Source organism: Epibacterium sp. Ofav1-8 (assembly GCF_022348185.1).
GTDB lineage: Bacteria > Pseudomonadota > Alphaproteobacteria > Rhodobacterales > Rhodobacteraceae > Epibacterium.
In genome coordinates, this window is sequence record NZ_JAKRFD010000009.1 from 214,812 (window position 1) to 238,415 (window position 23,604).

The 23,604-nt window shown below is 60.8% G+C and carries 36 protein-coding genes; 4 read left to right on the plus strand and 32 right to left on the minus strand.

Annotation, left to right across the window (positions count from 1 at the left end):
- Nucleotides 1-33: 33 nt before the first annotated feature.
- On the plus strand, nucleotides 34-1,149 hold the full coding sequence (locus MHM97_RS15530; RefSeq protein WP_239323278.1) for a glycine cleavage T C-terminal barrel domain-containing protein: 1,116 nt from the start codon (nucleotides 34-36) through the stop codon (nucleotides 1,147-1,149).
- An 8-nt stretch (nucleotides 1,150-1,157) separates the two neighbouring features.
- Nucleotides 1,158-1,496: a zinc ribbon domain-containing protein YjdM gene (locus tag MHM97_RS15535; protein ID WP_239323279.1), complete on the plus strand. Its 339-nt coding sequence runs from the start codon at nucleotides 1,158-1,160 to the stop codon at nucleotides 1,494-1,496.
- A 23-nt stretch (nucleotides 1,497-1,519) separates the two neighbouring features.
- Here MHM97_RS15535 and MHM97_RS15540 read toward each other — a convergent pair whose 3' ends face one another.
- From MHM97_RS15540 to rpmC, 22 genes are all read right to left on the minus strand, one after another.
- Nucleotides 1,520-2,425 carry a hypothetical protein gene (locus tag MHM97_RS15540; protein ID WP_239323280.1) on the minus strand — a complete coding sequence of 302 codons (906 nt, stop codon included), beginning with the start codon at nucleotides 2,423-2,425 and terminating at the stop codon, nucleotides 1,520-1,522.
- Between the two features lie 135 nt (nucleotides 2,426-2,560).
- Nucleotides 2,561-2,986, minus strand: coding sequence for a 50S ribosomal protein L17 (gene rplQ, locus MHM97_RS15545; RefSeq protein ID WP_239323281.1), 426 nt, complete (start codon nucleotides 2,984-2,986; stop codon nucleotides 2,561-2,563).
- A 183-nt stretch (nucleotides 2,987-3,169) separates the two neighbouring features.
- Nucleotides 3,170-4,186: a DNA-directed RNA polymerase subunit alpha gene (locus MHM97_RS15550; protein WP_005621805.1), complete on the minus strand. Its 1,017-nt coding sequence runs from the start codon at nucleotides 4,184-4,186 to the stop codon at nucleotides 3,170-3,172.
- A 113-nt stretch (nucleotides 4,187-4,299) separates the two neighbouring features.
- A complete protein-coding gene (gene rpsK, locus MHM97_RS15555) occupies nucleotides 4,300-4,689 on the minus strand; it encodes a 30S ribosomal protein S11 (protein ID WP_239323282.1) in 390 nt (129 codons plus the stop codon).
- A gap of 15 nt (nucleotides 4,690-4,704) precedes the next feature.
- Complete coding sequence (gene rpsM, locus MHM97_RS15560; protein WP_011537626.1) at nucleotides 4,705-5,073, minus strand: 30S ribosomal protein S13; 369 nt, start codon at nucleotides 5,071-5,073, stop codon at nucleotides 4,705-4,707.
- Nucleotides 5,074-5,392: 319 nt separating this feature from the next.
- Nucleotides 5,393-5,974: an adenylate kinase gene (locus MHM97_RS15565; RefSeq protein ID WP_239323283.1), complete on the minus strand. Its 582-nt coding sequence runs from the start codon at nucleotides 5,972-5,974 to the stop codon at nucleotides 5,393-5,395.
- The gene (gene secY, locus MHM97_RS15570) at nucleotides 5,971-7,335 is read right to left on the minus strand and encodes a preprotein translocase subunit SecY (protein ID WP_239323284.1); all 1,365 of its coding nucleotides are present in this window, start codon (nucleotides 7,333-7,335) and stop codon (nucleotides 5,971-5,973) included. The genes MHM97_RS15565 and secY overlap by 4 nt, the downstream gene beginning before the upstream one ends.
- A gap of 110 nt (nucleotides 7,336-7,445) precedes the next feature.
- Nucleotides 7,446-7,916 carry a 50S ribosomal protein L15 gene (gene rplO / locus MHM97_RS15575; RefSeq protein ID WP_239323285.1) on the minus strand — a complete coding sequence of 157 codons (471 nt, stop codon included), beginning with the start codon at nucleotides 7,914-7,916 and terminating at the stop codon, nucleotides 7,446-7,448.
- 380 nt (nucleotides 7,917-8,296) lie between these two features.
- Entirely contained in the window at nucleotides 8,297-8,719 is a 423-nt protein-coding gene (locus MHM97_RS15580) for a hypothetical protein (protein ID WP_239323286.1), read from the minus strand.
- Nucleotides 8,720-9,151: 432 nt separating this feature from the next.
- Nucleotides 9,152-9,367, minus strand: coding sequence for a DUF1127 domain-containing protein (locus MHM97_RS15585; protein WP_239323287.1), 216 nt, complete (start codon nucleotides 9,365-9,367; stop codon nucleotides 9,152-9,154).
- Between the two features lie 265 nt (nucleotides 9,368-9,632).
- The gene (locus MHM97_RS15590; RefSeq protein WP_239323288.1) at nucleotides 9,633-10,013 is read right to left on the minus strand and encodes a COG4315 family predicted lipoprotein; all 381 of its coding nucleotides are present in this window, start codon (nucleotides 10,011-10,013) and stop codon (nucleotides 9,633-9,635) included.
- A 166-nt stretch (nucleotides 10,014-10,179) separates the two neighbouring features.
- Nucleotides 10,180-10,368 (minus strand): 50S ribosomal protein L30, encoded by a 189-nt coding sequence (gene rpmD, locus MHM97_RS15595; protein WP_239323289.1) that lies wholly within the window; start codon nucleotides 10,366-10,368, stop codon nucleotides 10,180-10,182.
- Nucleotides 10,369-10,380: 12 nt separating this feature from the next.
- A complete protein-coding gene (gene rpsE, locus MHM97_RS15600) occupies nucleotides 10,381-10,959 on the minus strand; it encodes a 30S ribosomal protein S5 (protein WP_239323290.1) in 579 nt (192 codons plus the stop codon).
- A gap of 166 nt (nucleotides 10,960-11,125) precedes the next feature.
- Nucleotides 11,126-11,485 (minus strand): 50S ribosomal protein L18, encoded by a 360-nt coding sequence (gene rplR, locus MHM97_RS15605; protein WP_239323291.1) that lies wholly within the window; start codon nucleotides 11,483-11,485, stop codon nucleotides 11,126-11,128.
- An 11-nt stretch (nucleotides 11,486-11,496) separates the two neighbouring features.
- On the minus strand, nucleotides 11,497-12,030 hold the full coding sequence (rplF, locus tag MHM97_RS15610) for a 50S ribosomal protein L6 (protein ID WP_239323292.1): 534 nt from the start codon (nucleotides 12,028-12,030) through the stop codon (nucleotides 11,497-11,499).
- 15 nt (nucleotides 12,031-12,045) lie between these two features.
- Nucleotides 12,046-12,438, minus strand: a complete 393-nt coding sequence (gene rpsH / locus MHM97_RS15615) for a 30S ribosomal protein S8 (protein ID WP_239323293.1) — start codon at nucleotides 12,436-12,438, stop codon at nucleotides 12,046-12,048.
- 12 nt (nucleotides 12,439-12,450) lie between these two features.
- Nucleotides 12,451-12,756: a 30S ribosomal protein S14 gene (gene rpsN / locus MHM97_RS15620; RefSeq protein ID WP_239323294.1), complete on the minus strand. Its 306-nt coding sequence runs from the start codon at nucleotides 12,754-12,756 to the stop codon at nucleotides 12,451-12,453.
- A gap of 19 nt (nucleotides 12,757-12,775) precedes the next feature.
- Complete coding sequence (rplE, locus tag MHM97_RS15625; RefSeq protein ID WP_239323295.1) at nucleotides 12,776-13,339, minus strand: 50S ribosomal protein L5; 564 nt, start codon at nucleotides 13,337-13,339, stop codon at nucleotides 12,776-12,778.
- The gene (rplX, locus tag MHM97_RS15630; RefSeq protein ID WP_239323296.1) at nucleotides 13,339-13,644 is read right to left on the minus strand and encodes a 50S ribosomal protein L24; all 306 of its coding nucleotides are present in this window, start codon (nucleotides 13,642-13,644) and stop codon (nucleotides 13,339-13,341) included. Before rplX ends, rplE begins: the two co-directional genes overlap by 1 nt.
- Entirely contained in the window at nucleotides 13,644-14,012 is a 369-nt protein-coding gene (gene rplN / locus MHM97_RS15635; RefSeq protein ID WP_005621870.1) for a 50S ribosomal protein L14, read from the minus strand. The genes rplX and rplN overlap by 1 nt, the downstream gene beginning before the upstream one ends.
- Nucleotides 14,013-14,114: 102 nt before the next feature.
- Nucleotides 14,115-14,345: a 30S ribosomal protein S17 gene (rpsQ, locus tag MHM97_RS15640; protein ID WP_239323297.1), complete on the minus strand. Its 231-nt coding sequence runs from the start codon at nucleotides 14,343-14,345 to the stop codon at nucleotides 14,115-14,117.
- 12 nt (nucleotides 14,346-14,357) lie between these two features.
- On the minus strand, nucleotides 14,358-14,558 hold the full coding sequence (rpmC, locus tag MHM97_RS15645) for a 50S ribosomal protein L29 (RefSeq protein ID WP_005621881.1): 201 nt from the start codon (nucleotides 14,556-14,558) through the stop codon (nucleotides 14,358-14,360).
- Between the two features lie 345 nt (nucleotides 14,559-14,903).
- Between rpmC and MHM97_RS15650 the strand changes: the two genes are divergently transcribed.
- Nucleotides 14,904-15,515, plus strand: coding sequence for a hypothetical protein (locus MHM97_RS15650; RefSeq protein WP_239323298.1), 612 nt, complete (start codon nucleotides 14,904-14,906; stop codon nucleotides 15,513-15,515).
- Nucleotides 15,516-15,575: 60 nt separating this feature from the next.
- Here the strand turns inward: MHM97_RS15650 and MHM97_RS15655 are convergent, their stop codons facing one another.
- The 10 genes from MHM97_RS15655 to rplB all read right to left on the minus strand — a co-directional run bounded on the left by MHM97_RS15655 (nucleotide 15,576) and on the right by rplB (nucleotide 22,369).
- Nucleotides 15,576-16,619 carry a succinylglutamate desuccinylase/aspartoacylase family protein gene (locus tag MHM97_RS15655; protein WP_239323299.1) on the minus strand — a complete coding sequence of 348 codons (1,044 nt, stop codon included), beginning with the start codon at nucleotides 16,617-16,619 and terminating at the stop codon, nucleotides 15,576-15,578.
- Between the two features lie 91 nt (nucleotides 16,620-16,710).
- Nucleotides 16,711-17,421 carry a sulfotransferase family 2 domain-containing protein gene (locus MHM97_RS15660; RefSeq protein WP_239323300.1) on the minus strand — a complete coding sequence of 237 codons (711 nt, stop codon included), beginning with the start codon at nucleotides 17,419-17,421 and terminating at the stop codon, nucleotides 16,711-16,713.
- Nucleotides 17,422-17,539: 118 nt separating this feature from the next.
- Nucleotides 17,540-18,160, minus strand: a complete 621-nt coding sequence (locus MHM97_RS15665; protein ID WP_239323301.1) for a TIGR02466 family protein — start codon at nucleotides 18,158-18,160, stop codon at nucleotides 17,540-17,542.
- Nucleotides 18,161-18,309: 149 nt separating this feature from the next.
- Nucleotides 18,310-19,020, minus strand: a complete 711-nt coding sequence (locus MHM97_RS15670; protein WP_239323302.1) for a substrate-binding periplasmic protein — start codon at nucleotides 19,018-19,020, stop codon at nucleotides 18,310-18,312.
- A 134-nt stretch (nucleotides 19,021-19,154) separates the two neighbouring features.
- Nucleotides 19,155-19,478, minus strand: a complete 324-nt coding sequence (locus tag MHM97_RS15675; RefSeq protein ID WP_239323303.1) for a hypothetical protein — start codon at nucleotides 19,476-19,478, stop codon at nucleotides 19,155-19,157.
- A 236-nt stretch (nucleotides 19,479-19,714) separates the two neighbouring features.
- A complete protein-coding gene (rplP, locus tag MHM97_RS15680; RefSeq protein ID WP_239323304.1) occupies nucleotides 19,715-20,128 on the minus strand; it encodes a 50S ribosomal protein L16 in 414 nt (137 codons plus the stop codon).
- A 13-nt stretch (nucleotides 20,129-20,141) separates the two neighbouring features.
- Nucleotides 20,142-20,861 carry a 30S ribosomal protein S3 gene (rpsC, locus tag MHM97_RS15685; protein WP_239323305.1) on the minus strand — a complete coding sequence of 240 codons (720 nt, stop codon included), beginning with the start codon at nucleotides 20,859-20,861 and terminating at the stop codon, nucleotides 20,142-20,144.
- Nucleotides 20,861-21,241: a 50S ribosomal protein L22 gene (rplV, locus tag MHM97_RS15690; protein WP_005621907.1), complete on the minus strand. Its 381-nt coding sequence runs from the start codon at nucleotides 21,239-21,241 to the stop codon at nucleotides 20,861-20,863. Before rplV ends, rpsC begins: the two co-directional genes overlap by 1 nt.
- Before the next feature lie 3 nt (nucleotides 21,242-21,244).
- Nucleotides 21,245-21,523: a 30S ribosomal protein S19 gene (rpsS, locus tag MHM97_RS15695; RefSeq protein ID WP_005621910.1), complete on the minus strand. Its 279-nt coding sequence runs from the start codon at nucleotides 21,521-21,523 to the stop codon at nucleotides 21,245-21,247.
- A gap of 3 nt (nucleotides 21,524-21,526) precedes the next feature.
- Complete coding sequence (rplB, locus tag MHM97_RS15700; protein WP_008207548.1) at nucleotides 21,527-22,369, minus strand: 50S ribosomal protein L2; 843 nt, start codon at nucleotides 22,367-22,369, stop codon at nucleotides 21,527-21,529.
- 459 nt (nucleotides 22,370-22,828) lie between these two features.
- Here rplB and MHM97_RS15705 point away from each other — a divergent pair, with 459 nt between their 5' ends.
- Entirely contained in the window at nucleotides 22,829-23,542 is a 714-nt protein-coding gene (locus tag MHM97_RS15705; protein WP_239323306.1) for a sulfotransferase, read from the plus strand.
- Nucleotides 23,543-23,604 lie beyond the last annotated feature (62 nt).

The following is a 23,604-nucleotide window of genomic DNA, read 5'->3' on the forward strand; positions in this document are numbered from 1 at the left end:
ACACAGATGATGTGCCATGCCCGGGGAGTGCCCATGACGTTTTCGATCGCGATCGGACCCAACATCCGGAAATCCGCCTATTTCGACGCCACAGTGCGCGACGGGGTGCGCGGGTTTTCGGTCTACAATCACATGTATATTCCCGGCAATTTCGGCGACCCGGCGGGCGAATACGACCGGCTCATCAATGGTGTCGCCATGTGGGACGTGGCGGCACAGCGGCAGGTGGAGTTGCAGGGACCGGACGCCGGACGGCTGGCGCAATATCTGACGCCACGCGACCTGTCCAAGACCAGGGTCGGTCAGGGACGCTATGTGCCCCTGTGCGATCATGCCGGCTGGCTGATCAATGACCCGGTGCTGCTGAAGCTCTCGGAGGATCGCTATTGGCTCTCGGTGGCCGACAGCGACATCCACCTCTGGGCCGCCGCCATCGGGCGCGAGCGCGGCTGGGCGGTGGAGGTGCGCGAGCCCGATGTCTCGCCGCTGGCGATCCAGGGGCCAAAGGCCGCCGATGTCACCGCCGCACTGTTCGGCGACTGGGTGCGCGAGCTGCGCTATTTCGGCTTCCGCCAGACGGAGCTTGACGGCATTCCGCTGGTGCTGGCGCGCTCGGGCTGGTCCAAGCAGGGCGGATTTGAACTCTACCTGCAAGACCGCAGCCGTGGGCTGGACCTTTGGGATCGGGTCAAGGCGGCGGGCGTGCCCTTTGACATCGGCCCCGGCGCTCCCAACGACATCGAACGGCTGGAGAGCGGCCTGATTTCCTATGGCGCCGACATGCGCTGGCAGGACACGCGCGCCACGCCGTTCGAGATGGGATTTGGTCCGCTGATCGACCTCGACAGCGGGCATGACTTTGTCGGCCGCGCCGCCCTGTCGCGCCTGGCGGCGGAACCGCCCGCGCGCCAGCGGGTTGGTCTGACCATCGCCGACACGCCGCCCCTGCCGGGCAGTCCGGTGCCACTGTGGCAGGGCGACGCGCAGGTGGGCCATGTGACCGAATTTGCCTACTCCCCCCGCCTCGGCACCACCATCGGCCACGCGCTGATCCGCGCGGATCTCGCCGAGGCCGCCGACGGGCTGCACCTGCGCCTTGAAGGGCGGCACCATGCAGCCGCCCTGAACCCCATCCCCTTTGTCAAGTGAGCCCGCTGATGCCCGAGACCCTGCCCCCCTGCCCCGCCTGTGCCTCCGTCTACACCTACGAGATGGACGCGCTGCTGGTCTGCCCGGAATGCGGCCACGAATGGTCCGCCACCGCCGAAGAGGACGCCGCCGTGGTGCGCGACAGTGTCGGCAACATCCTGACCGACGGCGACACGGTGACGGTGATCAAGGACCTCAAGGTCAAGGGATCATCGAGTGTCGTCAAAGTCGGCACCAAGGTGCGCGGCATCCGTCTTGTTGACGGCGATCACGACATTGATTGCAAGGTGCCGGGCATCGGCCAGATGGGCCTCAAGAGCCAGTTTGTGAAAAAGGCGGCGGACTGATGCGGATCGCATAGGCCGGGGCGTCAGGCGGTCGATTTTTCCACCGTGCTGGCCAGCTCCCGGATCTTGAGGTCTGCAAGCTTCAGAGATTTGTCAAAACCGTCGAGGAGATCGGTCAGCGTCTTGCTGTTGTCCGCCGCCTTGATGTCCTTGACGCATTTCTTGCGCGCCTTCTGATAATCTCCGACCAGTTTTTTCAGGTCTTTCAGTTTTCGGGCGCCGGTCTTCAGTTGGCCTTCGGCCCCCCGCGCATCGGTTTCTGCGAGGGCGCTGCCTTTCTTGTGCGCGGCAAGGATCTCGCCGAGCAGCTTCTTGATCCGGGCGCCGTTGCGCTTCAGTTGGGCCGCGTCCAGCAGCTTGGGCAGATCGGCCTCCGCGGTGGCCTCCTTGCCTGCGTCCTTGATCATCTTGTCGAGGATCTTCTTGTACTGAAGCGCATAGAACTTTTCGGCTGGCTTCAGCTTGCCCTCACATTTGACCACCGAGGCCAGCTCTTTTCCGGCCGCTCCCAGCCGCGCCGCCAGCGCCTCCGCGGCCTTCTTGTCGGCAGAGCCCTTGGCGGCGGCCTTGGCCTCCTTTTCCGTCAGCTTGGCGAGGCTGTCGATGTCCTTTTGCGCAGACTTGGCGGCGACGGTCATCTGCGCCAGCGCGGTCAGCTCTTTCTTCTGCGCCGCCACTGCCTTTTCCCACAGCACCCGCGCGGATTTGAAGCCGCGGTCCTTGTCGAGCTCGGACACCGATTTGCCGGCGTGGCCGTTCTCGCGGGCGGCGGCGAGTGCGGCGCGCAGGTCGTCCTCCCGATCCCAGCATGTATTGAGCGCAAGGGTAATGGATTTGAGCTGCTTCAGCGCATCCGCCTTGGTCAATGGCTTCAGCTTGGGCAACAGCTTTTTGAAATCACCTTCTATCTTGTCCAACCCTTTGGGCATGACACAACTCCCACTGGCAAACTCTCAACACGTGAATGCCCGCGAGTATGCCGCAGTTTTGCCTGCAGCCCAAAGAAAAACCCCGCCCTGTTGCCAGAGCGGGGGAAAGTCCGTCGGTCAGATGACCGCGAGATCTTATTCTTCGTCTTCGACGGCTTCCAGCTCCGCCAGGCGGGCCTTGTCGGCTGCGCCTTTGGCGTTGAGGTCGCGGTCGACGAATTCGATGATCGCCATCGGTGCCATGTCACCGTAACGGAAACCGGCTTTCAGGATGCGGACGTAACCGCCCTGACGATCCTTGTAGCGCGGGCCCAGGACTTCGAACAGTTTCGCGACGTCCTTTTCCTGTTTCAGCTTGGACGCGGCCTGACGGCGGGCGTGCAGGTCGCCGCGCTTTGCCAGCGTGATCATCTTTTCGATGATCGGACGCAGTTCCTTTGCTTTCGGAAGGGTGGTCTTGATCTGTTCGTGTTCGATCAGCGAGCCAGCCATGTTGGAGAACAGGGCCTTACGGTGCTCGTGAGTACGGTTCAGGCGGCGATAACCACGTGCGTGACGCATTTTCTATATCCTTTAACTTGCGTTTTGCTTTGTCAGGCAGCTGATGCGTGTCGGCTGCTCACCTTGGGGCGGAAGGCCCATTCAGGGTCGAAACGCTCCACCGGAGCCTTTCTCGCCTTCATTCCCCGGCAGGTCCGGGAATTTTGAAGGGGGCCTTAGCCCCCTCCGGATCGAAAGTCCAGCTTAGAAGCTGTCTTCGAATTTCTTGGCCAGCTCTTCGATGTTGTCCGGCGGCCAGTCCTCGACGTCCATACCGAGGTGCAGACCCATGCCAGACAGCACTTCCTTGATCTCGTTCAAGGACTTGCGGCCGAAGTTCGGGGTGCGGAGCATCTCGGCTTCGGTTTTCTGGATCAGATCGCCGATATAGACGATGTTGTCGTTCTTGAGGCAGTTTGCCGAACGTACGGACAGTTCCAGTTCGTCCACTTTCTTCAACAGAAGCGGGTTGAACTCGAGACCATCGTCCTCGTCCTGACGGCCTGCGGATTCCGGCTCGTCGAAGTTCACGAAGATCGACAGCTGGTCCTGCAGGATGCGGGCCGCAAACGCCAGCGCGTCCTCGGGCGTGATGGAGCCGTCGGTGTCAACCTTGAGGGTCAGCTTGTCATAATCCAGCACCTGGCCCTCACGGGTGGGCTGAACGTCGTAGGAGACCTTCTTGACCGGGGAATAGATTGCGTCGATCGGGATCAGACCGATCGGTGCGTCCTCGGGCTTGTTCTTGTCGGCAGAGACATAGCCTTTGCCGGTGTTGACGGTCAGCTCCATGAACAGATCCGCACCATCGTCGAGGTGGCAGATGACGTGCTCGCGGTTCAGAACCTCGATGCCAGCGGTTTCGGCAATGTCGCCTGCGGTGACGACGGCCGGACCCTTGGCATTGATCGACAGGCGCTTGGGCCCTTCGACTTCCATGCGCAGGGACACCTGCTTGAGGTTCAGGATGATGTCTGTGACGTCTTCACGAACACCGGCCACGGAGGAAAACTCGTGCAGCACGTTGTCGATCTGAACGGATGTGATGGCAGCGCCTTGCAGCGAGCTCATCAGGATGCGGCGCAGTGCGTTGCCGAGCGTCAGACCAAAGCCACGCTCCAGCGGTTCCGCCACAAGCGTTGCCTGACGTGCCGGGTCGTTGCCCGGTTTCACCTCAAGCTGCGTGGGCTTGATCAATTCTGCCCAATTCTTATGGATCATGCGTTCCCTCCATTCCTGTCTGGTCCCCATGTCCAAAGGATCAGACGCCCGAGGTTTCTAATGACGAACGGGGGCCCTGCGCGTGGCAAGGCCCCTGTTTTTCTGGGTGTCGCTTAGACGCGGCGGCGCTTCGGCGGGCGGCAGCCGTTGTGGGCGATCGGGGTCACATCACGGATGTTGGTGATGTTGAAGCCGATCGCGGCCAGCGCGCGCAGGGCGGATTCACGACCCGAACCGGGGCCCTGAACTTCGACCTCAAGCGTCTTTACGCCGTGATCCTGTGCCTTGCGGCCTGCGTCCTCGGCAGCCATCTGCGCAGCATAGGGCGTGGACTTACGGGAGCCCTTGAAGCCCATGGTGCCAGCGGAGGACCAGGAGATCGCATTGCCCTGAACGTCGGAGATCAGGATCTTGGTGTTGTTGAACGAGGAATTCACATGCGCAACACCGGAGGCGATGTTCTTGCGTTCCTTGCGTTTAACGCGGGTTTTATCACGTGCCATTGGTCAGACCCTCCCTTACTTCTTCTTACCGGCAATGGCCTTTGCGGGGCCTTTGCGAGTACGAGCGTTGGTGTGGGTGCGCTGACCACGAACCGGCAGGTTGCGACGGTGGCGCAGGCCACGGTAGCAGCCCAGGTCCATCAGGCGCTTGATGTTCATCTGCACTTCACGACGCAGGTCACCTTCGACGGTGTAGGTCGCGTCGATGTGCTCGCGGATGGCCAGAACTTCTGCGTCGGAGAGTTCGTTCACACGACGGGTTGCGTCGATGTTCACGGCCTCGCAGATGGCTTTGGCGGAGGCAGGACCGATACCCGTGATATAGGTCAGGGCGATCGGAACCCGTTTGGCAGTCGGGATGTTAACGCCGGCAATACGTGCCACGTGTCACTTTCCTTTTTGGTTGCGGTTCCGTAACTCCAGAACCTTTTTTCACAACACTTGACCGTGGCAGTGAGGCCAGAGGGTCCAGCATGTCTCGAGGTGGTCAGGTGGACAACGCAAATTGCCCGCCTGGAATGATTCCCAGCAGGGATGTCGGTTCGTATTTGGAATTGGCGGATGGGTCAACCCTCAAACCAGCATCCGGCGCGGCTGGCTGCGGGCTTCGCGATATTCTGCCGCGACCTGCCCCCTGCCCGATTACAAAGCAGGCCGCCCGGGGGCGGCCTGTTGTCAGAACGTTCCGTGCTGGATGCGGGGATCAATCGCCCAGGATCCAGGCGATGGATTTCTGCACCTCGTCGATGGAGGCCATGCCGTCCAGCCGTTGCAGATTGCCCTTGGCCCAGTAGTAGCCGATCAGCGGCGAGGTCTTCTTGTAGTATTCCATCAGGCGAATACGGACCGATTCCTCGTTGTCGTCCGCGCGCGCTTCCTTGCCGGCGGCGCGGGCTTCCTCGGCGCGGTTGACGATGCGCTTGACCAGCACCTCGTCATCGACCTGCATCTCGATCACCGCGTCGAGTTTCAGATCCATGTCCGCCAGCAGTTTCTCCAGCGCGTCCGCCTGCGCCAGCGTGCGCGGGAAGCCGTCGAAGATGAAGCCGCCCTTGGACCCTTCCTGCAGGCGTTCGCGGATCAGGCCGATCACGATCTGGTCGGTGACCAGCTTGCCTTCGGCCATGATCGCCGCGACCTTCTTGCCCATTTCCGTGCCGGAGGACTGTGCCGCGCGCAGCATGTCACCGGTGGACAGTTGGGTCATGTTGCGGCTTTCGACCAGATGGCTGGCCTGCGTACCCTTGCCGGCGCCCGGCGGGCCCAGGAGAATGATATTGGTCATCGACGTGCGGGCCCCCGTTTGGTGCGTTTCTTGTTGCGCCCGCGCAGCTGGCTCTTCTCGATGAGGCCTTCGTATTGATGCGCGAGGAGATGGCTCTGAACCTGCTGGATGGTGTCCATGGTCACGGAGACCACAATCAGCACCGAGGTGCCGCCAAAATACACCGGAATGGCAAAGTTGGCGCGCAGGACCTCGGGCAGCAGACAGACAAGCGCCAGGTAGCCGGAGCCCAGAACCAGGATGCGGTTCACCACATATTCGATGTATTCCGCAGTCTTCTTGCCGGGACGGATGCCGGGCACAAAGCCGTTCTGGTTCTTCAGGTTCTGCGCCACGTCATCCGGCTTGAAGGAGACGTTGAAGGTGTAGAAATAGGCAAAGAACACGATCATCGCGGTAAAGAACAGCAGATAGAGCGGCTGACCGGGACCGAAGTTCGCCAAGAGCCAGCTCATCACCGGGCTGGTGGCAGAGCCCTGGCTGAAGGTGGAGATCGTGGTCGGCAAGAGCAGCAGCGAGGAGGCAAAGATCGCCGGGATCACGCCCGCCGGGTTGACCTTGACCGGCAGGTGCGAGGAGCCCCCGTCATAGACCTTCATGCCCACCTGACGACGCGGGTACTGGATGTGGATCTTGCGCAGGGCGCGCTCCATGAACACCACGAACATGATGACAGCCACCACCATCACGATCACCGCGATGATGACCGCCGGCGAGATCGCACCGGAGCGACCGGAGGCGAAGAACTGCGCCATCGCGGCGGGAACCTCGGCGATGATGCCGACGAAGATGATCAGGGAGATGCCGTTGCCGATGCCGCGGTTGGTGATCTGCTCACCCAGCCACATCAGGAACATGGTGCCGCCCACCAGGGTGATCATGCAGGCCAGACGGAAGTACAGCCCGGGATCGAGCGCCAGGTCGCCGGCCTCAAGCGAGGCGGCCAGACCGTAGGACTGTGCGGTGGCCAGCAGCACGGTGCCGTAGCGGGTGTACTGGTTGATCTTCTTGCGACCCTGCTCGCCCTCTTTTTTCAGCTGTTCGAGCGCGGGCACCATGGAGGTCAGCAACTGCACGATAATGGAGGCCGAAATATAGGGCATGATCCCGAGGGCAAAGATGCCCATGCGCCCAAGCGCGCCGCCGGTGAACATCGACACCATGCCGCCAATGCCCTGCCCCGCTGAATCCATGAACTGGCGCAATGCATCGGTGTCGATTCCCGGCACGGGAATCCAGGTGCCCAGACGATAGACAATCAAAAGTCCGATCGTGAACAGGATGCGGTTGCGCAGATCAGTGGCCTTGCCGAGCGCGGCCCAGCTGGTGTTCGCCGCCATTTGTTCTGCTGCTGATACCATGAAATAGGTCTCTTCTTGCGAAAACGCCGCCCGGAACCGTTTTCCGGCTCGGACGGCGTATAGGAAAACTGATGACTTATGTAAGCGGCTTGCGCGCCGCTCACAAGCCGTTACTCAGCTGCGGCCTCGGATGCCACGGTCAGGGCGCCGCCTGCCTTGGAAACTGCCTCGACGGCAGCTTTGGATGCACCGGTCACGGCGATGGTCGCCTTGGCGGTGAATTCACCCTTGGCCAGCACGCGAATGCCGTCCAGCTTGCGGCGCACGACACCGGATGCCACCAGGCTGTCCTCGGTCACGGAAGCCGCGTCGAGCTTGCCTGCGTCGATGAATTTCTGGATCAGGCCGAGGTTCACAACAGCGTATTTCTTGGCGTTGGGCTTGTTGAAGCCACGCTTGGGCAGACGCTGGTAGAGCGGCATCTGGCCACCTTCGTAGCCGTTGATCGCCACACCGGAACGGGACTTCTGACCTTTGATACCGCGGCCACCCATTTTACCTTTGCCGGAACCCGGACCACGGCCAACGCGGGTCCGTTTCGGGGCTGCACCTGGGTTGTCGCGCAGTTCGTTGAGTTTCATATCGCTTCTCCTAAAGCCGGAAGTGGCCCCCTGAAGCGTATGGGGCCAGACACGGCATTTCTTGGTTTTGATTCTGTGGCGCGGGATGCCACCGGGGGCGTATAGACGGGATACCCCGCAGGATCAAGAGCGGCCTCACCCGATGCCCGCCTGATGACTCAAGGCAGCGCGCGATATCGCGGGGCGTTTTCTTCATCGCGCTGGTGATGGCGACCGTCTCCTTGGCGCCGGATGCCACATTGACCGTGCCGCCCGTCACCGAGACCTCGCCCAGAAGACGCCCCAACTCATAGCCCCAGGCATGATCGTCATAGCACCCGAGCTGCACCAAAAACGCTCGTGTCCGACCGGGCTCGATGGTCTCCTTGGCGGCCATGGCATCAGGGGTGCGCTTGCCACAGGAGGCGTGCCTGAAATGGCGGAGCGCCCCGCGCCAGAGCTGCCCTTGCACGCCTCCAGCACCTATCTCTGCGCCGCCGCATCAAAACGGTCGCTATCTCCACCCGGTAGATCACTTCGGTATCGGCAGTGTACTGCACCGCGCTATACCCCGACGCGCCAGAATAGCTGGAGACATTCGCCTGCATGGTCCGCCCACCCTGCGGATTTTTCGCCACCGGCATCCTGTAGAGAGCAATCACCTCTGAACTCGTGCTGCGTCCGGGGTCAATCGCGCTCATCAGTGCTGTGCGCCCCTCCGGCACATCCCCGATTTGATCAGAGCCGCTGATGTCATCGCTCATGCAGCCTGCGGCCAGAGTCAGACAAAACAGGGCAATCAGGCTGCGTTGGGCGCGAAACATTGCATAGCCCTCTCAGGCAGGCTGAGTGGACCGTGCCCCCTCGCGGCCACGGGTGTAGATCCCGGATGCACCGCCACCGGCGCATGGGATCGATATGTGTCGTGTCTGTGTCGCTGGCGCTGTTGTTGAGAAAGGCGGCGCCGCCGGATCGGAAGAGGATCGGAGGCGTCACCCTCCAAGAAGACCAGATATCTGACCTCGCGCTCCGGGGCGTCACCCCCAAAGCCCAGTTCCAGGTTGGGTCCGGCTTGCCACACCGGCCCGCGAGTTGCGCAACTCGCCGAACACAATGCCCTATCCGCCCAAAGATCCCCTCACCAGGGCGCGCGCCGGTCGCGCAACAAAAACGCCCCCACGATGTGGAGGCGTTCTGTTCAGCCGGCATGCACCCCGAGGGAGGAGGAAGGGCGCGGCCGCTGTATGGGAATGTCTTCAGGCGCCGTAGACGTGGGTCCGGGCCAGATCCGCGATGTCGCAGCGGCGGATGCCGATGTCGGCCAGGTCGCGGTCGGTCAGCGCATCCAGCTCCTCGTAGGTCCGCTTGTACTCCTTGTAGAGATCCCAGCTGGTGCGGGCGTTCTCTGCCAGGCCGCGCAGGCGGGCGACGACGGAGGGGGTTGCAACGGTGCTGTTCAGTGCGTGTGCCATAGTGGTCTTTCCTTATCTCTAGCCGGGACGGGTTTCCGCGGCTCTTGGTGTCTCTGTTCAATTCCTTTGACACCTGCGAAGATAAGGCAGGGCGTTGGCGCTAACAACTGACGGTTCGGAACACCCGCTATGCCGCAGATGCATAGTAAGCGCAGTTGTCGTTAACGCGACTTTCACATGTTTTGCACAAATCCGCGCCACATCAATTGGACTGCCCAAAAAAGCGCCTCCGCAGGCATGCGAAGGCGCCGGGATCAGCCGCGCCTTACGGCTTCACGATATGCCAGGCGCCGCCGACACCATCGCCGCTGGTCTGTCCCGGGGCCGTGTCATTGACCCAGAGGTACAGCGGCTTGCCGTCAAAGGCGACCTGCTGGCTTCCGTCCGTGCGGGACACCAGCGAGGCCCCCTCGGGCAGGTCGGTGCCCGCCTCGACCACCAGCGGCGGCCATTTCTGGGCGCAGCCGCCATAGCAGTTGGATTGGCCGTCGGCATCCTTGTCGAAGGAATAGAGCGTCATCCCATGCGCATCGGTCAGGTAGCCGGCGTCAGAGGTCTGCACGGCTGCGGCGCTGTGGTCGCCGGCAATGGCGCTGGTGGCAGCGGTGAGGGCAAAACAGGTGGTGAGGGCGGCAAAGCGGATCATGTCATTCTCCAGTCAAGTGCCTGCGTCGGTGCAGGTACAAGGAGAACACCCCGGCGACGGTTTCTATTCACCCCACCGGCAATTTTTTCTGTGCCACCCCCCCCGCCAATAAAAAACGCCCCCGGATCACTCCGAGGGCGCTTCTATTGGGAAGGTCGAAAGAGGCTTAGCCGCGCTCTTCGACGATTTCCACCAGATGCGGGATCTTGTTGATCATGCCGCGCACGGAGGGGGTGTCCTCCAGCTCGCGGGTCTTGTGCATCTTGTTCAGGCCCAGACCGATCAGGGTTGCGCGCTGGTCGGCGGGGCGACGGATCGGAGAGCCGATCTGTTTCACGACGATGGTTTTAGCCATGGATCAGGTTCCTTACGCTTCTTCAGCCACTTGGCTGGACTCGGCCGGAGCCTCGTCCCGCTTGGGCAGGATGTCCGCAACTTTCTTGCCACGACGCTGAGCAACAGCGCGGGGGCTCTGCTCTTTCTTCAGACCGTCGATGGTGGCGCGGATCATGTTGTAAGGGTTCTGAGAGCCAACGGACTTGGAAACCACGTCCTTGATGCCCAGCATCTCGAAGACGGCACGCATCGGACCACCTGCGATGATCCCGGTACCTTCCGGAGCGGTGCGCATGACCACCTTGCCGGCGCCGTGGCGACCGTACATGTCGTGGTGCAGGGTACGACCCTCTTTCAGCGGCACGCGGATCATCTGGCGCTTGGCTTGCTCGGTTGCCTTGCGGATCGCCTCGGGCACCTCTTTGGCCTTGCCTTTGCCGAAGCCGACGCGACCTTTTTGGTCACCCACGACGACGAGCGCGGCGAAGCCGAAGCGCTTACCACCCTTAACGGTTTTGGACACGCGGTTGATCGCGACCAGACGATCTGCGAATTCCGGTGTCTCTTCACGGTCGCGGCGGTTGCCGCGGCGGTTTTCACGTTCTGCCATTTGGCATTCCTTCATGATGTGACGAGGACGTCAGACCGCCCCGTCAAATGTTCCAATCCTGGTGAGCGGGCCAGCGGACCTGCTCCCGGATCATCGGGACCACTGACGTGATCCACTCTGTCAAAATCGGTCGGGCGCCCCGGCCAGCGCGGCGCCCGGTTGATCCTTAGATCTTCAGACCACCTTCACGCGCCGCGTCGGCCAGAGCCTTCACTTTGCCGTGGTACAGGAAACCGCCACGATCGAAGTAGGCTTCGCTCACGCCAGCGGCTTTCGCGCGCTCTGCGATCACGGAACCGACTTTGGTTGCCGCTTCGATGTTGTTCTTGCCCACAAAACCAAGATCCTTTTCCAGGGTCGAGGCTGCGGCCAGGGTCACACCTTTGACGTCGTCGATCAGCTGAACAGAGATGTTCTTGTTCGAGCGGTGCACGGAGAGACGCAGACGGCCTGCGTTCACCTTGCGAAGCTTGTTCCGGACGCGCAGACGACGCTTCAGAAACAGGGTACGTTTGCTGTTTGCCATTTTGCTTGTCCTTACTTCTTCTTGCCTTCCTTGCGGAAGATGAATTCGCCCTTGTAGCGGATGCCTTTGCCTTTGTAGGGCTCGGGACGACGCCAGTCGCGGATCTGTGCCGCCACTTCGCCCACCACTTGTGCGTCTGCACCTTCCACAACGACTTCGGTCTGCTTCGGTGCGGTGATGGTGACACCTTCCGGAGCAGTGAAATCGACGTCGTGGCTGTAACCGAGGTTCAGCTTCAGGGTGTTGCCCTGCATCTGCGCCCGGTAACCAACACCCTGGATCTCAAGCTCTTTCTTGAAGCCCTGGGTGACGCCGTGAACCATGTTGGCAACCATGGTGCGGGACATGCCCCACTGCTGGCGCGCGCGCTTGGATTTGCCGCGCGGCTCAACTTTCACCAGGTTGTCCTCGACAGTCAGGGTGACGTCGTCGGTTGCGGTGAAGGTCTGGGCGCCTTTCGGGCCCTTCACTTCGATGGTCTGGCCGGACAGGCTGGCGGAGACGCCGCTGGGCAGTTCGACCGGTTTCTTACCAATACGAGACATTGTGCTGAGGCCTCCTTAGAATACGGTGCAAAGCACTTCGCCACCGACGTTGGCCGCGCGTGCATTTGCATCCGACATCACACCTTTGGGGGTGGAGACAATCGACACGCCAAGGCCCTGACGGACCTGCGGAATGTCATTGACGCCCATGTACACGCGACGACCGGGCGTGGAGACACGCTTCAGTTCGCGAATGACAGGTTCGCCTTCGTAGTACTTGAGGCTGATTTCCAGCGCCGGATGGCCGCGTTCATCAGTCGCTTTCTCATAGCCGCGGATGTAACCCTCGGACTGCAGCACATCCAGAACCCAGGCGCGCAGTTTGGACGCCGGAGTCATGACAGTGGATTTGCCACGCAGCTGAGAGTTACGGATACGGGTGAGCATATCGCCGATAGGATCGTTCATATTGTCTCTCCCTTACCAGCTCGATTTCACCATGCCGGGGATCTGGCCGTTGGAGCCAAGGTCCCGCAGAGCGATCCGGCTGACCTTCAGCTTACGATAGTAAGCGTGGGGACGGCCGGTCAGCTGGCAGCGGTTATGCAGACGGGTTGCCGACGAGTTGCGCGGCAGTTTCGCCAGTTTCAGACGCGCTTTGAAACGCTCTTCCATCGGGCGGGATTCGTCATTCGCGATCTCTTTGAGCTCGGCACGTTTGGCAGCGTATTTGGCCACCAGGCGCTCGCGCTTCTTTTCGCGTTCGATCATTGCTTTTTTAGCCATGGTCTCTTCCTCTCCGCGATCAGCTGTTGAAGGGCATGTTGAAAGCTTTCAACAGCGCCTTAGCTTCCGCGTCGGTGTTCGCGGTGGTGGCAATTACGATGTCCATGCCCCAGGATTCGTCGATCTTGTCGAAATCGATTTCCGGGAACACGATGTGCTCTTTCAGGCCCATGGCGTAGTTGCCACGACCGTCGAAAGAGGTGCCGGACACACCGCGGAAGTCGCGGATCCGGGGCATCGCGATGGTGATCAGACGGTCGAGGAATTCATACATCCGCTCGCCACGCAGGGTCACCTTTGCACCCATCGGCATGCCTTCACGAACGCGGAAGCCAGCGATGGAGTTCTTTGCAACGGTGGTCAGCGCTTTCTGACCGGCGATCTTGGTCAGGTCTTCCTGAGCCGATTTCGCCTTCTTGCTGTCCTTGACGGCTGCACGGCCGCAGCCGATGTTCAGAACGATCTTCTCCAGCTTGGGGATCTGCATCTCGTTCTTGTAGCCGAATTCCTCTTTCAGGGCGCCACGGATGGTGTCCTTGTAGAGGGTCTTCAGACGCGGGGTGTAGGTTGCATCGTCAAGCATCAGACAGTCTCCCCGGTGGTTTTTGCAAAGCGCACCTTCTTGCCGTCTTCTTCGCGGAAGCCGACGCGGGTTGCTTTGCCGTTGGAGTCCAGCAGAGCCAGGTTCGACAGGTCGATCGGCAGGGCCTTGGGCAGGCGGCCGCCTTGCGACGTCTGGGTCTGACGGGTGTGACGGATGGCCATGTTCACGCCATCTACGACAGCTTTGCCGGCTTTGGGGTCAACGGAAGAAATGGTGCCTTCCTTGCCCTTGTCGCGACCAGCAAGCACGACGACCTTGTCGCCTTTGCGCAGTTTAGCAGCCATTAGAGCACCTCCGGAGCGAGCGAGATGATCTTCATGAAGTTCTTCGCGCGAAGTTCGCGAACAACCGGGCCGAAGATACGGGTGCCGACCGGCTCGTTGTTGTTATTCAGGATAACAGCAGCGTTGCGGTCAAAACGGATGGCGGTACCGTCTTCACGACGGACCTCTTTGGCGGTGCGAACGACAACGGCCTTGCGGACGTCACCCTTCTTCACGCGACCGCGCGGGATGGCTTCTTTAACCGAGACGACGATGATGTCGCCAACGGAAGCGTATTTACGCTTGGAGCCACCCAGAACCTTGATGCACTGAACTCGGCGTGCGCCGGAGTTGTCAGCTACATCCAGATTTGTTTGCATCTGGATCATGTGGTTTCTCCCGACCTTTGGGGCAGCGATGCGTGCTGTGATCCCCCAGGGTTTCGACTGTGCTGATCAGCAAAGTCGCCAGGAGCCTGTGGTTACAGGCTCTTAGGCGTCAATGACTTCCCAGCGTTTCGTTTTCGATTTCGGCGCGCATTCGATGATGCGTACGGAGTCGCCGACCTTGAAAGCGTTCTTTTCATCGTGAGCCCGGTACTTTTTGGACTTACGGATGGTTTTCTTCAGAACCGGGTGTGTGAAACGACGTTCCACGGACACGGTGACGGTCTGAGCGTTTGCGTCGGAGGTCACGACGCCTTGCAGGATACGTTTGGGCATCTGTAGAGCTCCTTATTCAGCCGCTGCTGCGGCTTTTTCGTTCAGGATGGTTTTCACGCGAGCAGCGTTGCGGCGGGCCGCCTTGATGCCTGCAGTGTTTTCCAGCTGACCGGTCGCTTGTTGAAAGCGCAGGTTGAAGCTCTCTTTTTTGAGGTTTGCGAGTTCGTCGCGGAGCTCGTCCACGGTTTTGTCGCGCAGATCCTTGGCGTTCATCGCCTTGCGTTCCTTTCCTTGGCACCAGAGGGCCCCTTATGATGGGTCACCCTTCACCCTGGTGGGTTATGTCGTCTGCACAGGACGTGCAGAAAAAAGAATCGCCCGACACAATCCGACTCGCGAATTGCGGGAGCGATGCGTCCCTCTACAGGAGGGCGGCCGGGAGGGCAAGGGAAACCTCCGGATTATCCCCGTGGGTCGGGTTTTCCCCCGGAAGGTCCGGCGCGGATACATCGGCAACGGCGTCAGCACCGGGCCGCCCCGCCGCCGGGCGCGGGCTTGACTTTGATCCTGCAACCACTCAGCACTGGGCGTTGCGCACACCTGTAAAAGGCCACTGTTATGGTTGCAACCGAGACCGATGATGCCTTGGTCGAACGGCCGAAACTGACCTTCGCGCCCGAGGTCTGTGCCTGGGTCGAGGCGCATTATGCCGCGGCGGATGTCATCCTGGAATACGGCAGCGGCGGCTCCACCGTTCTGGGCGCGGAAATGCCGGGCAAGACGCTCTATTCGGTCGAGAGCAGCCGGGACTGGCACCTGATGATGCAGCGGTATTTCGAACAGAATGACGTCCCCTCGCCGCCAGAGCTGCACTATGTGAATATCGGCGAGACCGGCAAATGGGGCCTGCCGGTCAATACCGAGCAGCAGCACCGCTATCACAAATACCCGCTGGCGATCTGGGACCAGGAAGGGTTTCGCCATCCGGATCTGATCCTGATCGACGGAAGGTTTCGCGTCGCCTGCGCGCTGACGGCGATGCTGCGCTGCACCCGGAAGGCAACGATCCTGTTTGACGACTACCGCGACCGCAAACGCTATCAGGTGCTCGAAGAGTTCCTCGAGCTCAAGGAAATGCGCGGCTACATGGCGCGCTTCGAGGTGGAGCCGACCGCCCTGCCCCGAGACAAGATGACCCGTATTATCGGCTTGTTCGCGCGCCCGTTTTAAGCGCCCCGATCAGCGCGCTCACGCCTGGGCAACGCACCCCTGCGCCTTTGTGCGGACGCGTCAGATGATCTCGTCCTCATCAAACATCGCCGCGCCTTCAAGCTGCGCATTCAGGCTCTCGATCCGGCTTTCCGCCTCTGATGTGTTCACGACGCGGGCGATATGAAACAGCGCGTCGCCCTCGTTGACGATGGGCAGGTTGGCGCGTCCGATCACCAGGCCGGACTGGCTGGCGGTCAGCTCCATCTCTTCCTCGCCAAAGGGGTCTGCCACGATGCCGAGCACATCGCCGGCCTCCACCATCTCGCCGGTGGTCTTGTAGGCCCGCAGCAGGCCGCCCGCCGGCGCGCGCTCCCAGGTGGAATCGCTGGCACGCACCGGCACCACTTCGGCCAGGGGCACGCCGTCATCGGGGATCATGCCAAGCGCGTGCATCACCCGCAGGATGCCCGCCACCCCGACCCGCGCCGATTGTTCGTCGAACCGCAGCCCCTCCCCCGCCTCATAGAGCAGGATGTCGACGCCCGCCTTCTGGGCCTCGTGCCGCAGCGAGCCGTCGCGCAGGGCCGAGCGGATCACCACCGGCGCGCCAAAGGCATCGGCGTAGGCCAGCGTCTCCTGCGCCTTGGGGGAGACCCGGATCTGCGGCATGTTGGTGCGGTGGATGGCGGCGGAATGCAGGTCGATCCCGAGGTCCGAGCGGGCGACGATCTCGGCCATGAAGAGATGCGCCAGGCGGCTGGCGAGCGAGCCGCCCTCGCTGCCCGGGAAACAGCGATTGAGATCCCGCCGGTCCGGCAGATAGCGCGAGTGATTGAGAAAGCCGAAGGTGTTGACGATCGGCACCACGATCAATGTGCCTTTCAGGCGTGCGAACTGGCGACTGCGCAAGAGCCGGCGGGCAATCTCCACCCCGATCACCTCGTCGCCGTGGATCGCGGCAGAGACAAACAGCGTCGGCCCCTCCTCCGCGCCATGGATCACATGGGCCGACATGTTGACCGGCGTGTGATCCGACAACACGCTGACCGGCAGATCCACCGTGCGCCGGGTGCCCGGAGGAATGTGAAAGCCGCCGATGTCAAAGGGGGAGCGCCGCGTCATACTTGTGCCTCTTGGAAAACTTCGCCCAGACGCTATGCGGCTTTGCTCGTTTTGACAATCACACCCGTGCCGCGTGCAGCACGATCTGCGCTCACTGTGCGTAGGCGGCCTCTGTCACCCCGGCCAGCGGCGCCTCCGCTTTGGGCCGCAGTTTCTGGGCCGCACCGATCCGGCGATAGCCGAAGTTGTCGAAATCGGCGGCATAATAATCCTCGATAATGGCGCGGCTGCGGGCATTCAGATCGGAGACGGTGGTGCCGCACAGGCGTTCGGTCCGGTTGCGCATCGGCAGGTCCACATCGGATTGCGTCAACCGCTGAACCATGGTCCAGTCGTCATCGATTTCCTCCAGGCGGCAGACCAGTTTCACCAATGGTGCCCCGGCATCGTCGACGACCCAGGGCAGACAAGGGTGCAGGGACATTTCGGTGTCGAGCGCCTCCGGATCACGATCCTCAAGAGCCTCGGCCACCCAGTCATTGAGCGACAGATCGATCCCCGCCTCTTCGCCCTCCGCGATCTGGGACCGGTAGCGGTAGAGCGAACAGACCCGCTCGTAAGGGCGACGCACCAGGGCAAAGGTTCGGAGCGAGTCCCAGGACGCACCGCCGGTCTTCTGCCGCCATTCCCGCGCCTTGCCATGCAGGTAGTATCCCTTCAGCGCATCGGCGACGGCGGTGCCGCCACATTTTGGAATATGGACAAAGAAATACGGCCGCTGAAAGGTCTCAACCAGCCACTTTATGGCCAGATCACCGGGCACGGTCTGCTTTGCAGCAGCGTGTTCTGGATATTCGATCATGGGGCACCTGTTGGTCGGAGGTCACCGCGGCAGGCTCGCAGGGGGGCCTTAAGGAACCCTGAAGTCCCCGGTGATTTCACGACAAAATTGCGCCGGCGCCCTCTCGCCCCGTGCCCGCTCAGGCCCAGGCGTAGTTGAAGGAGACCGAGATGCGTTCGTCCTCGGCCATGTTCATCGGCACCTCATGGCGGATGAAGCTCTCCCACAGCAGCACATCGCCGACCTTTGGGCTCTCATAGACAAAGGTCTTCAGCTCCCGGCGGCAGTCCTTATTGCGTGGCGGATGCGCCATCATCATCGCGTGGCGCGGATCCTCCAGCTTCAGCGCGGAGGCGCCATCGGGCATGGCCACATAGGTGGTGCCCGAAATCACCGAATGCGGGTGGATGTGGCTGGCGTGGGTGCCCCCTTCGGGCAGGATATTGATCCAGAGATCCTCCAGCTTCAGCGCGCGCCCATCCAGGTTGAGTTCCAGATCCTGCGCAAAGGCCATCACATGCGCATCAAGCGATGTCACCAGATCGGCAAAGATCGGAAACCGCCACGGCAGATCCGTGAGCGAGGCATAGGAGGTGTAACCGGGATAGCCGTTCTGCTCGCACCAGTCCTGCCCCGCCTCGTCATCTTCGGCGATGGTGATGCAGGAGGTTTCCATCTCCTGCGGGTCAATGCTGGGGCCATGCTCGGACAGCGCGGCACGGTAAAGGCGGGTCACAAAGAGGGAATCGATCTGGGCCATGGCGTCCTCTTACCGCAGGCCGCAGCGATTTGGCGAGAGGCGTCTGCGCCCATAAGATCCGCGCCCATGAGAAAAGACCCCGCGCCCCGGCTGGGGGCACGAGGTCGTTTTGGCAGGTCGGCCGGGGCGCGCTGCCCGGGCCGCCGGTGTTATTCGTATTTCGCCGCGATCTCGGCCTGGGTGCCGTCGTCGATCATCGATTGCAGCGCCGCCTGCATGCGGTCGACCAGCTCCTGATCGGTCTTCAGGCTACAGGCGAGCGACATGGTCGTGGTGGAGAGAACCAGGGCTTCCTCGACCTCGACCCCATCCGCGCGCGAGGCTTCGAGGAAGGAACCGGAGGTGGCCATCAGGTCGATGCGCCCTTGCAGCAGCTTCTTGACCGTCGCGGCCTGATTGGGCGCCAGGTCGATTTGCTGAAAGCCCGCTTCCTCCAGCACGCCAACGGTATAGTCGCCGGTCTGACTGCCGGTGCGGTAGGCTGCGGCCTCTTCGATCGTGGCGGGCGCCACATCGCTGCCGGCCTTGCGCACCAGAATGGTGCTGTCGGAGGCCAGAGGCTCCACCCATTTGAAATTCGGATCACGCTCTTCGGTATGCGTGGTGCTGAACACGCAGGTGTTGGGACGACGCTCCGCCTGACCGATGGCACGGGACCACTGGGTCAGCTCCACCTCGTAGGAGATACCGGCCCGATCCATCATTTCGAACACCTGATCCGCGCCGAGACCGACGATCTCGCCGTCCCGCTCAAAGTTCAAGGGCGCGTAGTCTTCGGTAAACAGCATGACATCTGCTGCCTGGGCGCCGCCGGCAAGGCCGAGAAAAAGCGCGGTGGCAAAGGTGGGAACAAGCTTCATCGTGTGGGTCCTTCCGTGATCACTGAACTGCCCGGACCGTAGCGCGCAAGGTTAAAGGAAACGTTCCCGGATTTGAGGTTTTCAAATCTAATTTTAGCGCTTCAAAAGCGGACATCGCCGCCGCCCAAATGGAGTCATATTCCCGGGCCATCGCCCTCGAACACATAGGCGCAGCCCTCGTGCACCATCGGCCGCTCCGGTGACAGCGGATTGTTCACCAGGAACCAGCGCCAGCCCCCGGGCGAACCGGGCGCGCCGGGTGCGGGGGAGTAGGTACATCCGTTGGCCAGCGTCCAATAGGTGGCGTGCCGGTAGCGATAGGGCGCCTGGCTAATCGCCGCCAGCCGCGTCTGCCGCGTGACGGCCTCTGTCGCACCGTCCTGTCCGGTCGGCCCGACGTAAAGATCACAGCCGGCAACCACGACCAATGTCACCAACAGCCCAACCTGCAGTCTCATCACCTGCCCTCCTGAGGATCAAAAGCGGAGGTCAACAGATATAGGGGTATAAGGTGAACATTTACTCTCTGTTCCGACAACTGATCGCAAAACGCGGCCGTTCTCCCGCGCGCGCCCGTCTCCGGAGGACGTTCTGACGGCACATCAGGCCCCACCCGACGGAAGGCGGCGCGCAAAGAAAAACCCCCCGCCAGTTTCCTGACGAGGGGCTTACATTCATTTGCAGAAGTCTGGAGTTACCAGTCTTCACGCACCACGATGCGGGTCTGCACCGGCAGCTTCATGGCTGCGAGGCGAAGCGCTTCGCGGGCGATGTCTTCATTGACGCCGTCAATTTCAAACATCACACGGCCCGGCTTCACTTTGCACGCCCAGAAGTCCACGGAGCCTTTACCCTTACCCATACGCACTTCGACGGGTTTGGAGGTCACCGGGGTGTCCGGGAAGATCCGGATCCAGACACGACCCTGACGCTTCATGTGACGGGTCATGGCACGACGGGCTGCCTCGATCTGACGGGCGGTCACACGCTCGGGTGTCACTGCCTTCAGGCCGTAGGTGCCGAAGTTCAGATCAGAGCCACCTTTGGCGTCGCCCTTGATCCGGCCTTTGTGCATCTTACGGAATTTAGTACGCTTTGGCTGAAGCATATCGCGTTACTCCTTAGCGGTCGCCACGACGGTTACCGCCTGCACCGCGAGGTGCCGGACCGTCCTGGATTTCCTGAGCCTTGCGATCACGCGCCTGGGGATCATGCTCCATGATCTCGCCTTTGAAGATCCACACCTTGATACCGATGATACCATAGGGGGTGGAGGCTTCAGAGTGTGCGTAATCGATGTCTGCGCGCAGGGTGTGCAACGGCACACGACCTTCACGGTACCATTCGGTCCGTGCGATTTCTGCACCGCCCAGACGACCAGCGACGTTCACCCGGATACCCAGGGCGCCCATGCGCATGGCGTTCTGCACGGCCCGCTTCATCGCGCGACGGAAGGACACACGGCGCTCCAGCTGCTGGGCGATGGACTCGCCAACGAGCTGTGCGTCGAGTTCCGGCTTGCGAACCTCAACAATGTTCAGGTGCAGCTCGGAATCGGTCATGGAAGCGATCTTCTTGCGAAGAACTTCGATGTCCGCGCCTTTTTTGCCGATGATCACGCCCGGACGCGCGGTGTGAATGGTCACACGGCACTTCTTGTGGGGGCGTTCGATGATCACGCGGGCAACACCGGCCTGCTTGCACTCTTCCTTGATGAACTCACGGATCTTGATGTCCTCGAGGAGGAGATCACCGTAGTCCTTGGTGTCAGCGTACCAGCGGCTGTCCCAGGTGCGGTTGATCTGCAGGCGCATGCCAACCGGATTGACTTTATGTCCCATTAGGCTTGCTCCTCAACTTGACGCACCTTGATGGTGATCTCAGCGAACGGCTTCAGGATCTTGCCGAAGCGACCACGGGCCCGCGGACGACCGCGCTTCATGGTCAGGTTCTTGCCGACCCATGCCTCGGCGACGATCAGTTCATCGACGTCAAGGTTGTGGTTGTTTTCGGCGTTCGCGATGGCGGACTGAAGGCATTTCTTCACGTCCTGCGCGATCCGCTTGTTGGAGAAAGTGAGGTCGGTCAGAGCCTTGTCCACTTTCTTGCCACGGATCATCTGAGCCACCAGGTTCAGTTTCTGCGGGCTGGTGCGAAGCATGCGGATTTTCGCCATTGCTTCGTTGTCTGCCACGCGGCGGGGGTTTTTATCCTTGCCCATGACTTACTTCCGCTTCGCTTTTTTGTCAGCGGCGTGACCATAATAGGTGCGGGTCGGGGAATACTCACCGAACTTCTGACCAATCATGTCTTCCGAGACGTTGACAGGAATGTGCTTCTGGCCGTTGTACACACCAAAGGTCAGACCCACGAACTGGGGCAGAATGGTGGAACGACGGGACCAGATCTTGATCACTTCATTGCGGCCGGACTCGCGCGCTGCTTCGGCTTTTTTCAGCACGTAAGCATCGACGAAGGGGCCTTTCCATACAGAGCGAGTCATAGATTAGCGCCCTTTCTTCTTAGCGTGACGCGAGCGGATGATCAGCTTCTGCGACGCCTTGTTGGTGTTGCGGGTGCGCTTACCCTTGGTCGGCTTACCCCATGGGGTCACCGGGTGACGACCACCGGAGGTCCGACCTTCACCACCACCATGGGGGTGGTCGATCGGGTTCATAACCACACCACGGACGCTCGGACGCTTGCCCTTGTGACGCATACGACCGGCTTTACCGTAGTTCTGGTTGGAGTTGTCGGGGTTGGACACGGCACCGACGGTGGCCATGCATTCCTGACGGACCAAACGCAGCTCGCCCGAGGACAGGCGGATCTGAGCGTAGCCACCATCACGACCAACGAACTGAGCATACGTACCGGCTGCACGGGCGATCTGGCCGCCTTTGCCGGGCTTCATTTCGATGTTGTGAACGATGGTACCGATCGGCATGCCCGAGAACGGCATTGCGTTGCCCGGCTTGATGTCTGCCTTTGCGGAGGCGATGACCTTGTCACCAACTGCCAGACGCTGCGGCGCGAGGATGTAAGCCTGCTCGCCGTCTTCGTACTTCACCAATGCGATGAAGGCAGTCCGGTTGGGGTCATATTCAATGCGCTCGACGGTCGCGGCGACATCAAATTTATTCCGTTTGAAGTCAACGATCCGGTAAAGACGCTTTGCGCCACCACCACGGCGGCGAGAAGTGATCCGTCCGGTGTTGTTCCGGCCGCCCGATTTGGTCAAACCCTCAGTGAGAGATTTGACCGGACGCCCTTTCCAAAGCTCCGAACGGTCGATCAGAACCAGCCCACGCTGGCCCGGCGTCGTCGGTTTATACGACTTAAGTGCCATGCTTTCTGTCTTCCGTTTAGCGTGCCGAGCCTTAGGTTATTATCTTTGGCTCAGCTATGTTAAAGCCCCCTGCCTTGGCGCATCCGCGCCGGGTTCAGGTGACCGATGAAGGGCCCCGAAGGTCCCTGGGTCGAATGTCCCGACAAAGATAACGGCCCCGGAACGAATCCGAGGCCTGTCAGGATTGGTGCGATGTAGCAGAGGTTGGGTGTGGTGGCAATGGGGAAGAGGTCGAGCCTGCTACAAGGAGCTAAACCTGTCCTGAAATGCCTCTTGCCCCATGCGATCTCAGGCATCTCGGGCGCGCGCGGATGCCTCTATCCGCCAGACTGCGCCGTGGGGTCGGCCCGCTTCCCCCACATAAGGCCCCGATTTAATAGAATTGAAATCAATCTGAGCGACAACCAATGAACGAGCCAGCCTCCGGCCGGTTCAATTCATGCCTCGCAACCAAAACCGATGATCGCCATGACCCCTAAAGAGTTTACCCAAATGGTTTCGCAACATGTGATTGGGAACAAGAATTTCAATAAAATCTTCGGCATCGGCTTCAACAAGACCGGTACAACCACACTACGCACCATCCTTCAGCTATATGGCTACAACGTTGCGCAACAACAGACGCAAGAGGCGCGCCTAACCAAAGCCGTTTTCCATACGGACTACACGGAATTCAAATCCTTCTGCGATAAACACGACGCTTTTCAGGACATGCCCTTCTCGCAAGGCCTGACCTACGTTGCGGCCGATGCGCTCTTTCCCAACAGTAAATTCATCTTGACGGAACGTGACGTGGATGCCTGGTTCACCTCCATGACCCGATTTCATCAGAAATCGTTCAAGCTGGGGGACATGGATAAGGTCACGGAACAGGATATTCGAGAAAAGATTGCTTATCTTTATCCTGACTACATCCATTTTCACAAAGAGCGTCTTCTGACCACATATGAGGGTGCAACCAAACAGGTACTATGGGACAAGCTCTATGACTACGATTATTACACAAAGGCTTATCAATACCGCAACGAGGCGATCAAAACCTACTTTGCGGATGCGCCGGACAAATTGCTGGTGATCGACGTGACAAAAGAGGTGGATACGTCGCGTATTTGCCAGTTTCTCAACATCCCCGCACAATACACCATCAAGATGCCACACGAGAATAAAACCTGAGGGGCGCTACAAGGAAAAAACACATTCACGCGCTTTCAACAGAAAAAGGCCCCCGCTTTCGC

What these genes read in the sequence shown, in the direction of transcription:
- rplV (WP_005621907.1), bottom strand. Translation starts at nt 21,241, where the DNA reads ATGGGCAAGGATAAAAACCCCCGCCGCGTGGCAGACAACGAAGCAATG.
- rplN (WP_005621870.1), bottom strand. Translation starts at nt 14,012, where the DNA reads ATGATCCAGATGCAAACAAATCTGGATGTAGCTGACAACTCCGGCGCA.
- rplP (WP_239323304.1), bottom strand. Translation starts at nt 20,128, where the DNA reads ATGCTTCAGCCAAAGCGTACTAAATTCCGTAAGATGCACAAAGGCCGG.
- MHM97_RS15650 (WP_239323298.1), top strand. Translation starts at nt 14,904, where the DNA reads ATGGTTGCAACCGAGACCGATGATGCCTTGGTCGAACGGCCGAAACTG.
- MHM97_RS15590 (WP_239323288.1), bottom strand. Translation starts at nt 10,013, where the DNA reads ATGATCCGCTTTGCCGCCCTCACCACCTGTTTTGCCCTCACCGCTGCC.
- rpsN (WP_239323294.1), bottom strand. Translation starts at nt 12,756, where the DNA reads ATGGCTAAAAAAGCAATGATCGAACGCGAAAAGAAGCGCGAGCGCCTG.
- rpsE (WP_239323290.1), bottom strand. Translation starts at nt 10,959, where the DNA reads ATGGCAGAACGTGAAAACCGCCGCGGCAACCGCCGCGACCGTGAAGAG.
- MHM97_RS15585 (WP_239323287.1), bottom strand. Translation starts at nt 9,367, where the DNA reads ATGGCACACGCACTGAACAGCACCGTTGCAACCCCCTCCGTCGTCGCC.
- MHM97_RS15530 (WP_239323278.1), top strand. Translation starts at nt 34, where the DNA reads ATGACGTTTTCGATCGCGATCGGACCCAACATCCGGAAATCCGCCTAT.
- rpmD (WP_239323289.1), bottom strand. Translation starts at nt 10,368, where the DNA reads ATGGCTAAAACCATCGTCGTGAAACAGATCGGCTCTCCGATCCGTCGC.
- MHM97_RS15665 (WP_239323301.1), bottom strand. Translation starts at nt 18,160, where the DNA reads ATGGCCCAGATCGATTCCCTCTTTGTGACCCGCCTTTACCGTGCCGCG.
- rplE (WP_239323295.1), bottom strand. Translation starts at nt 13,339, where the DNA reads ATGCTTGACGATGCAACCTACACCCCGCGTCTGAAGACCCTCTACAAG.
- MHM97_RS15660 (WP_239323300.1), bottom strand. Translation starts at nt 17,421, where the DNA reads ATGATCGAATATCCAGAACACGCTGCTGCAAAGCAGACCGTGCCCGGT.
- rpmC (WP_005621881.1), bottom strand. Translation starts at nt 14,558, where the DNA reads ATGAACGCCAAGGATCTGCGCGACAAAACCGTGGACGAGCTCCGCGAC.
- rplQ (WP_239323281.1), bottom strand. Translation starts at nt 2,986, where the DNA reads ATGCGTCACGCACGTGGTTATCGCCGCCTGAACCGTACTCACGAGCAC.
- MHM97_RS15580 (WP_239323286.1), bottom strand. Translation starts at nt 8,719, where the DNA reads ATGTTTCGCGCCCAACGCAGCCTGATTGCCCTGTTTTGTCTGACTCTG.
- rplB (WP_008207548.1), bottom strand. Translation starts at nt 22,369, where the DNA reads ATGGCACTTAAGTCGTATAAACCGACGACGCCGGGCCAGCGTGGGCTG.
- MHM97_RS15535 (WP_239323279.1), top strand. Translation starts at nt 1,158, where the DNA reads ATGCCCGAGACCCTGCCCCCCTGCCCCGCCTGTGCCTCCGTCTACACC.
- rplF (WP_239323292.1), bottom strand. Translation starts at nt 12,030, where the DNA reads ATGTCTCGTATTGGTAAGAAACCGGTCGAACTGCCCAGCGGCGTCTCC.
- MHM97_RS15550 (WP_005621805.1), bottom strand. Translation starts at nt 4,186, where the DNA reads ATGATCCATAAGAATTGGGCAGAATTGATCAAGCCCACGCAGCTTGAG.
- rplO (WP_239323285.1), bottom strand. Translation starts at nt 7,916, where the DNA reads ATGAAACTCAACGAACTGCGCGACAACCCAGGTGCAGCCCCGAAACGG.
- MHM97_RS15670 (WP_239323302.1), bottom strand. Translation starts at nt 19,020, where the DNA reads ATGAAGCTTGTTCCCACCTTTGCCACCGCGCTTTTTCTCGGCCTTGCC.
- MHM97_RS15540 (WP_239323280.1), bottom strand. Translation starts at nt 2,425, where the DNA reads ATGCCCAAAGGGTTGGACAAGATAGAAGGTGATTTCAAAAAGCTGTTG.
- rpsK (WP_239323282.1), bottom strand. Translation starts at nt 4,689, where the DNA reads ATGGCACGTGATAAAACCCGCGTTAAACGCAAGGAACGCAAGAACATC.
- rplR (WP_239323291.1), bottom strand. Translation starts at nt 11,485, where the DNA reads ATGGCAAACAGCAAACGTACCCTGTTTCTGAAGCGTCGTCTGCGCGTC.
- rpsH (WP_239323293.1), bottom strand. Translation starts at nt 12,438, where the DNA reads ATGAACGATCCTATCGGCGATATGCTCACCCGTATCCGTAACTCTCAG.
- MHM97_RS15705 (WP_239323306.1), top strand. Translation starts at nt 22,829, where the DNA reads ATGATCGCCATGACCCCTAAAGAGTTTACCCAAATGGTTTCGCAACAT.
- MHM97_RS15655 (WP_239323299.1), bottom strand. Translation starts at nt 16,619, where the DNA reads ATGACGCGGCGCTCCCCCTTTGACATCGGCGGCTTTCACATTCCTCCG.
- rpsC (WP_239323305.1), bottom strand. Translation starts at nt 20,861, where the DNA reads ATGGGACATAAAGTCAATCCGGTTGGCATGCGCCTGCAGATCAACCGC.
- rplX (WP_239323296.1), bottom strand. Translation starts at nt 13,644, where the DNA reads ATGGCTGCTAAACTGCGCAAAGGCGACAAGGTCGTCGTGCTTGCTGGT.
- MHM97_RS15565 (WP_239323283.1), bottom strand. Translation starts at nt 5,974, where the DNA reads ATGACCAATATCATTCTCCTGGGCCCGCCGGGCGCCGGCAAGGGTACG.
- MHM97_RS15675 (WP_239323303.1), bottom strand. Translation starts at nt 19,478, where the DNA reads ATGAGACTGCAGGTTGGGCTGTTGGTGACATTGGTCGTGGTTGCCGGC.
- rpsS (WP_005621910.1), bottom strand. Translation starts at nt 21,523, where the DNA reads ATGACTCGCTCTGTATGGAAAGGCCCCTTCGTCGATGCTTACGTGCTG.
- secY (WP_239323284.1), bottom strand. Translation starts at nt 7,335, where the DNA reads ATGGTATCAGCAGCAGAACAAATGGCGGCGAACACCAGCTGGGCCGCG.
- rpsQ (WP_239323297.1), bottom strand. Translation starts at nt 14,345, where the DNA reads ATGCCCAAACGTATCCTGCAAGGCGTCGTGACCTCCGACGCAAACGCT.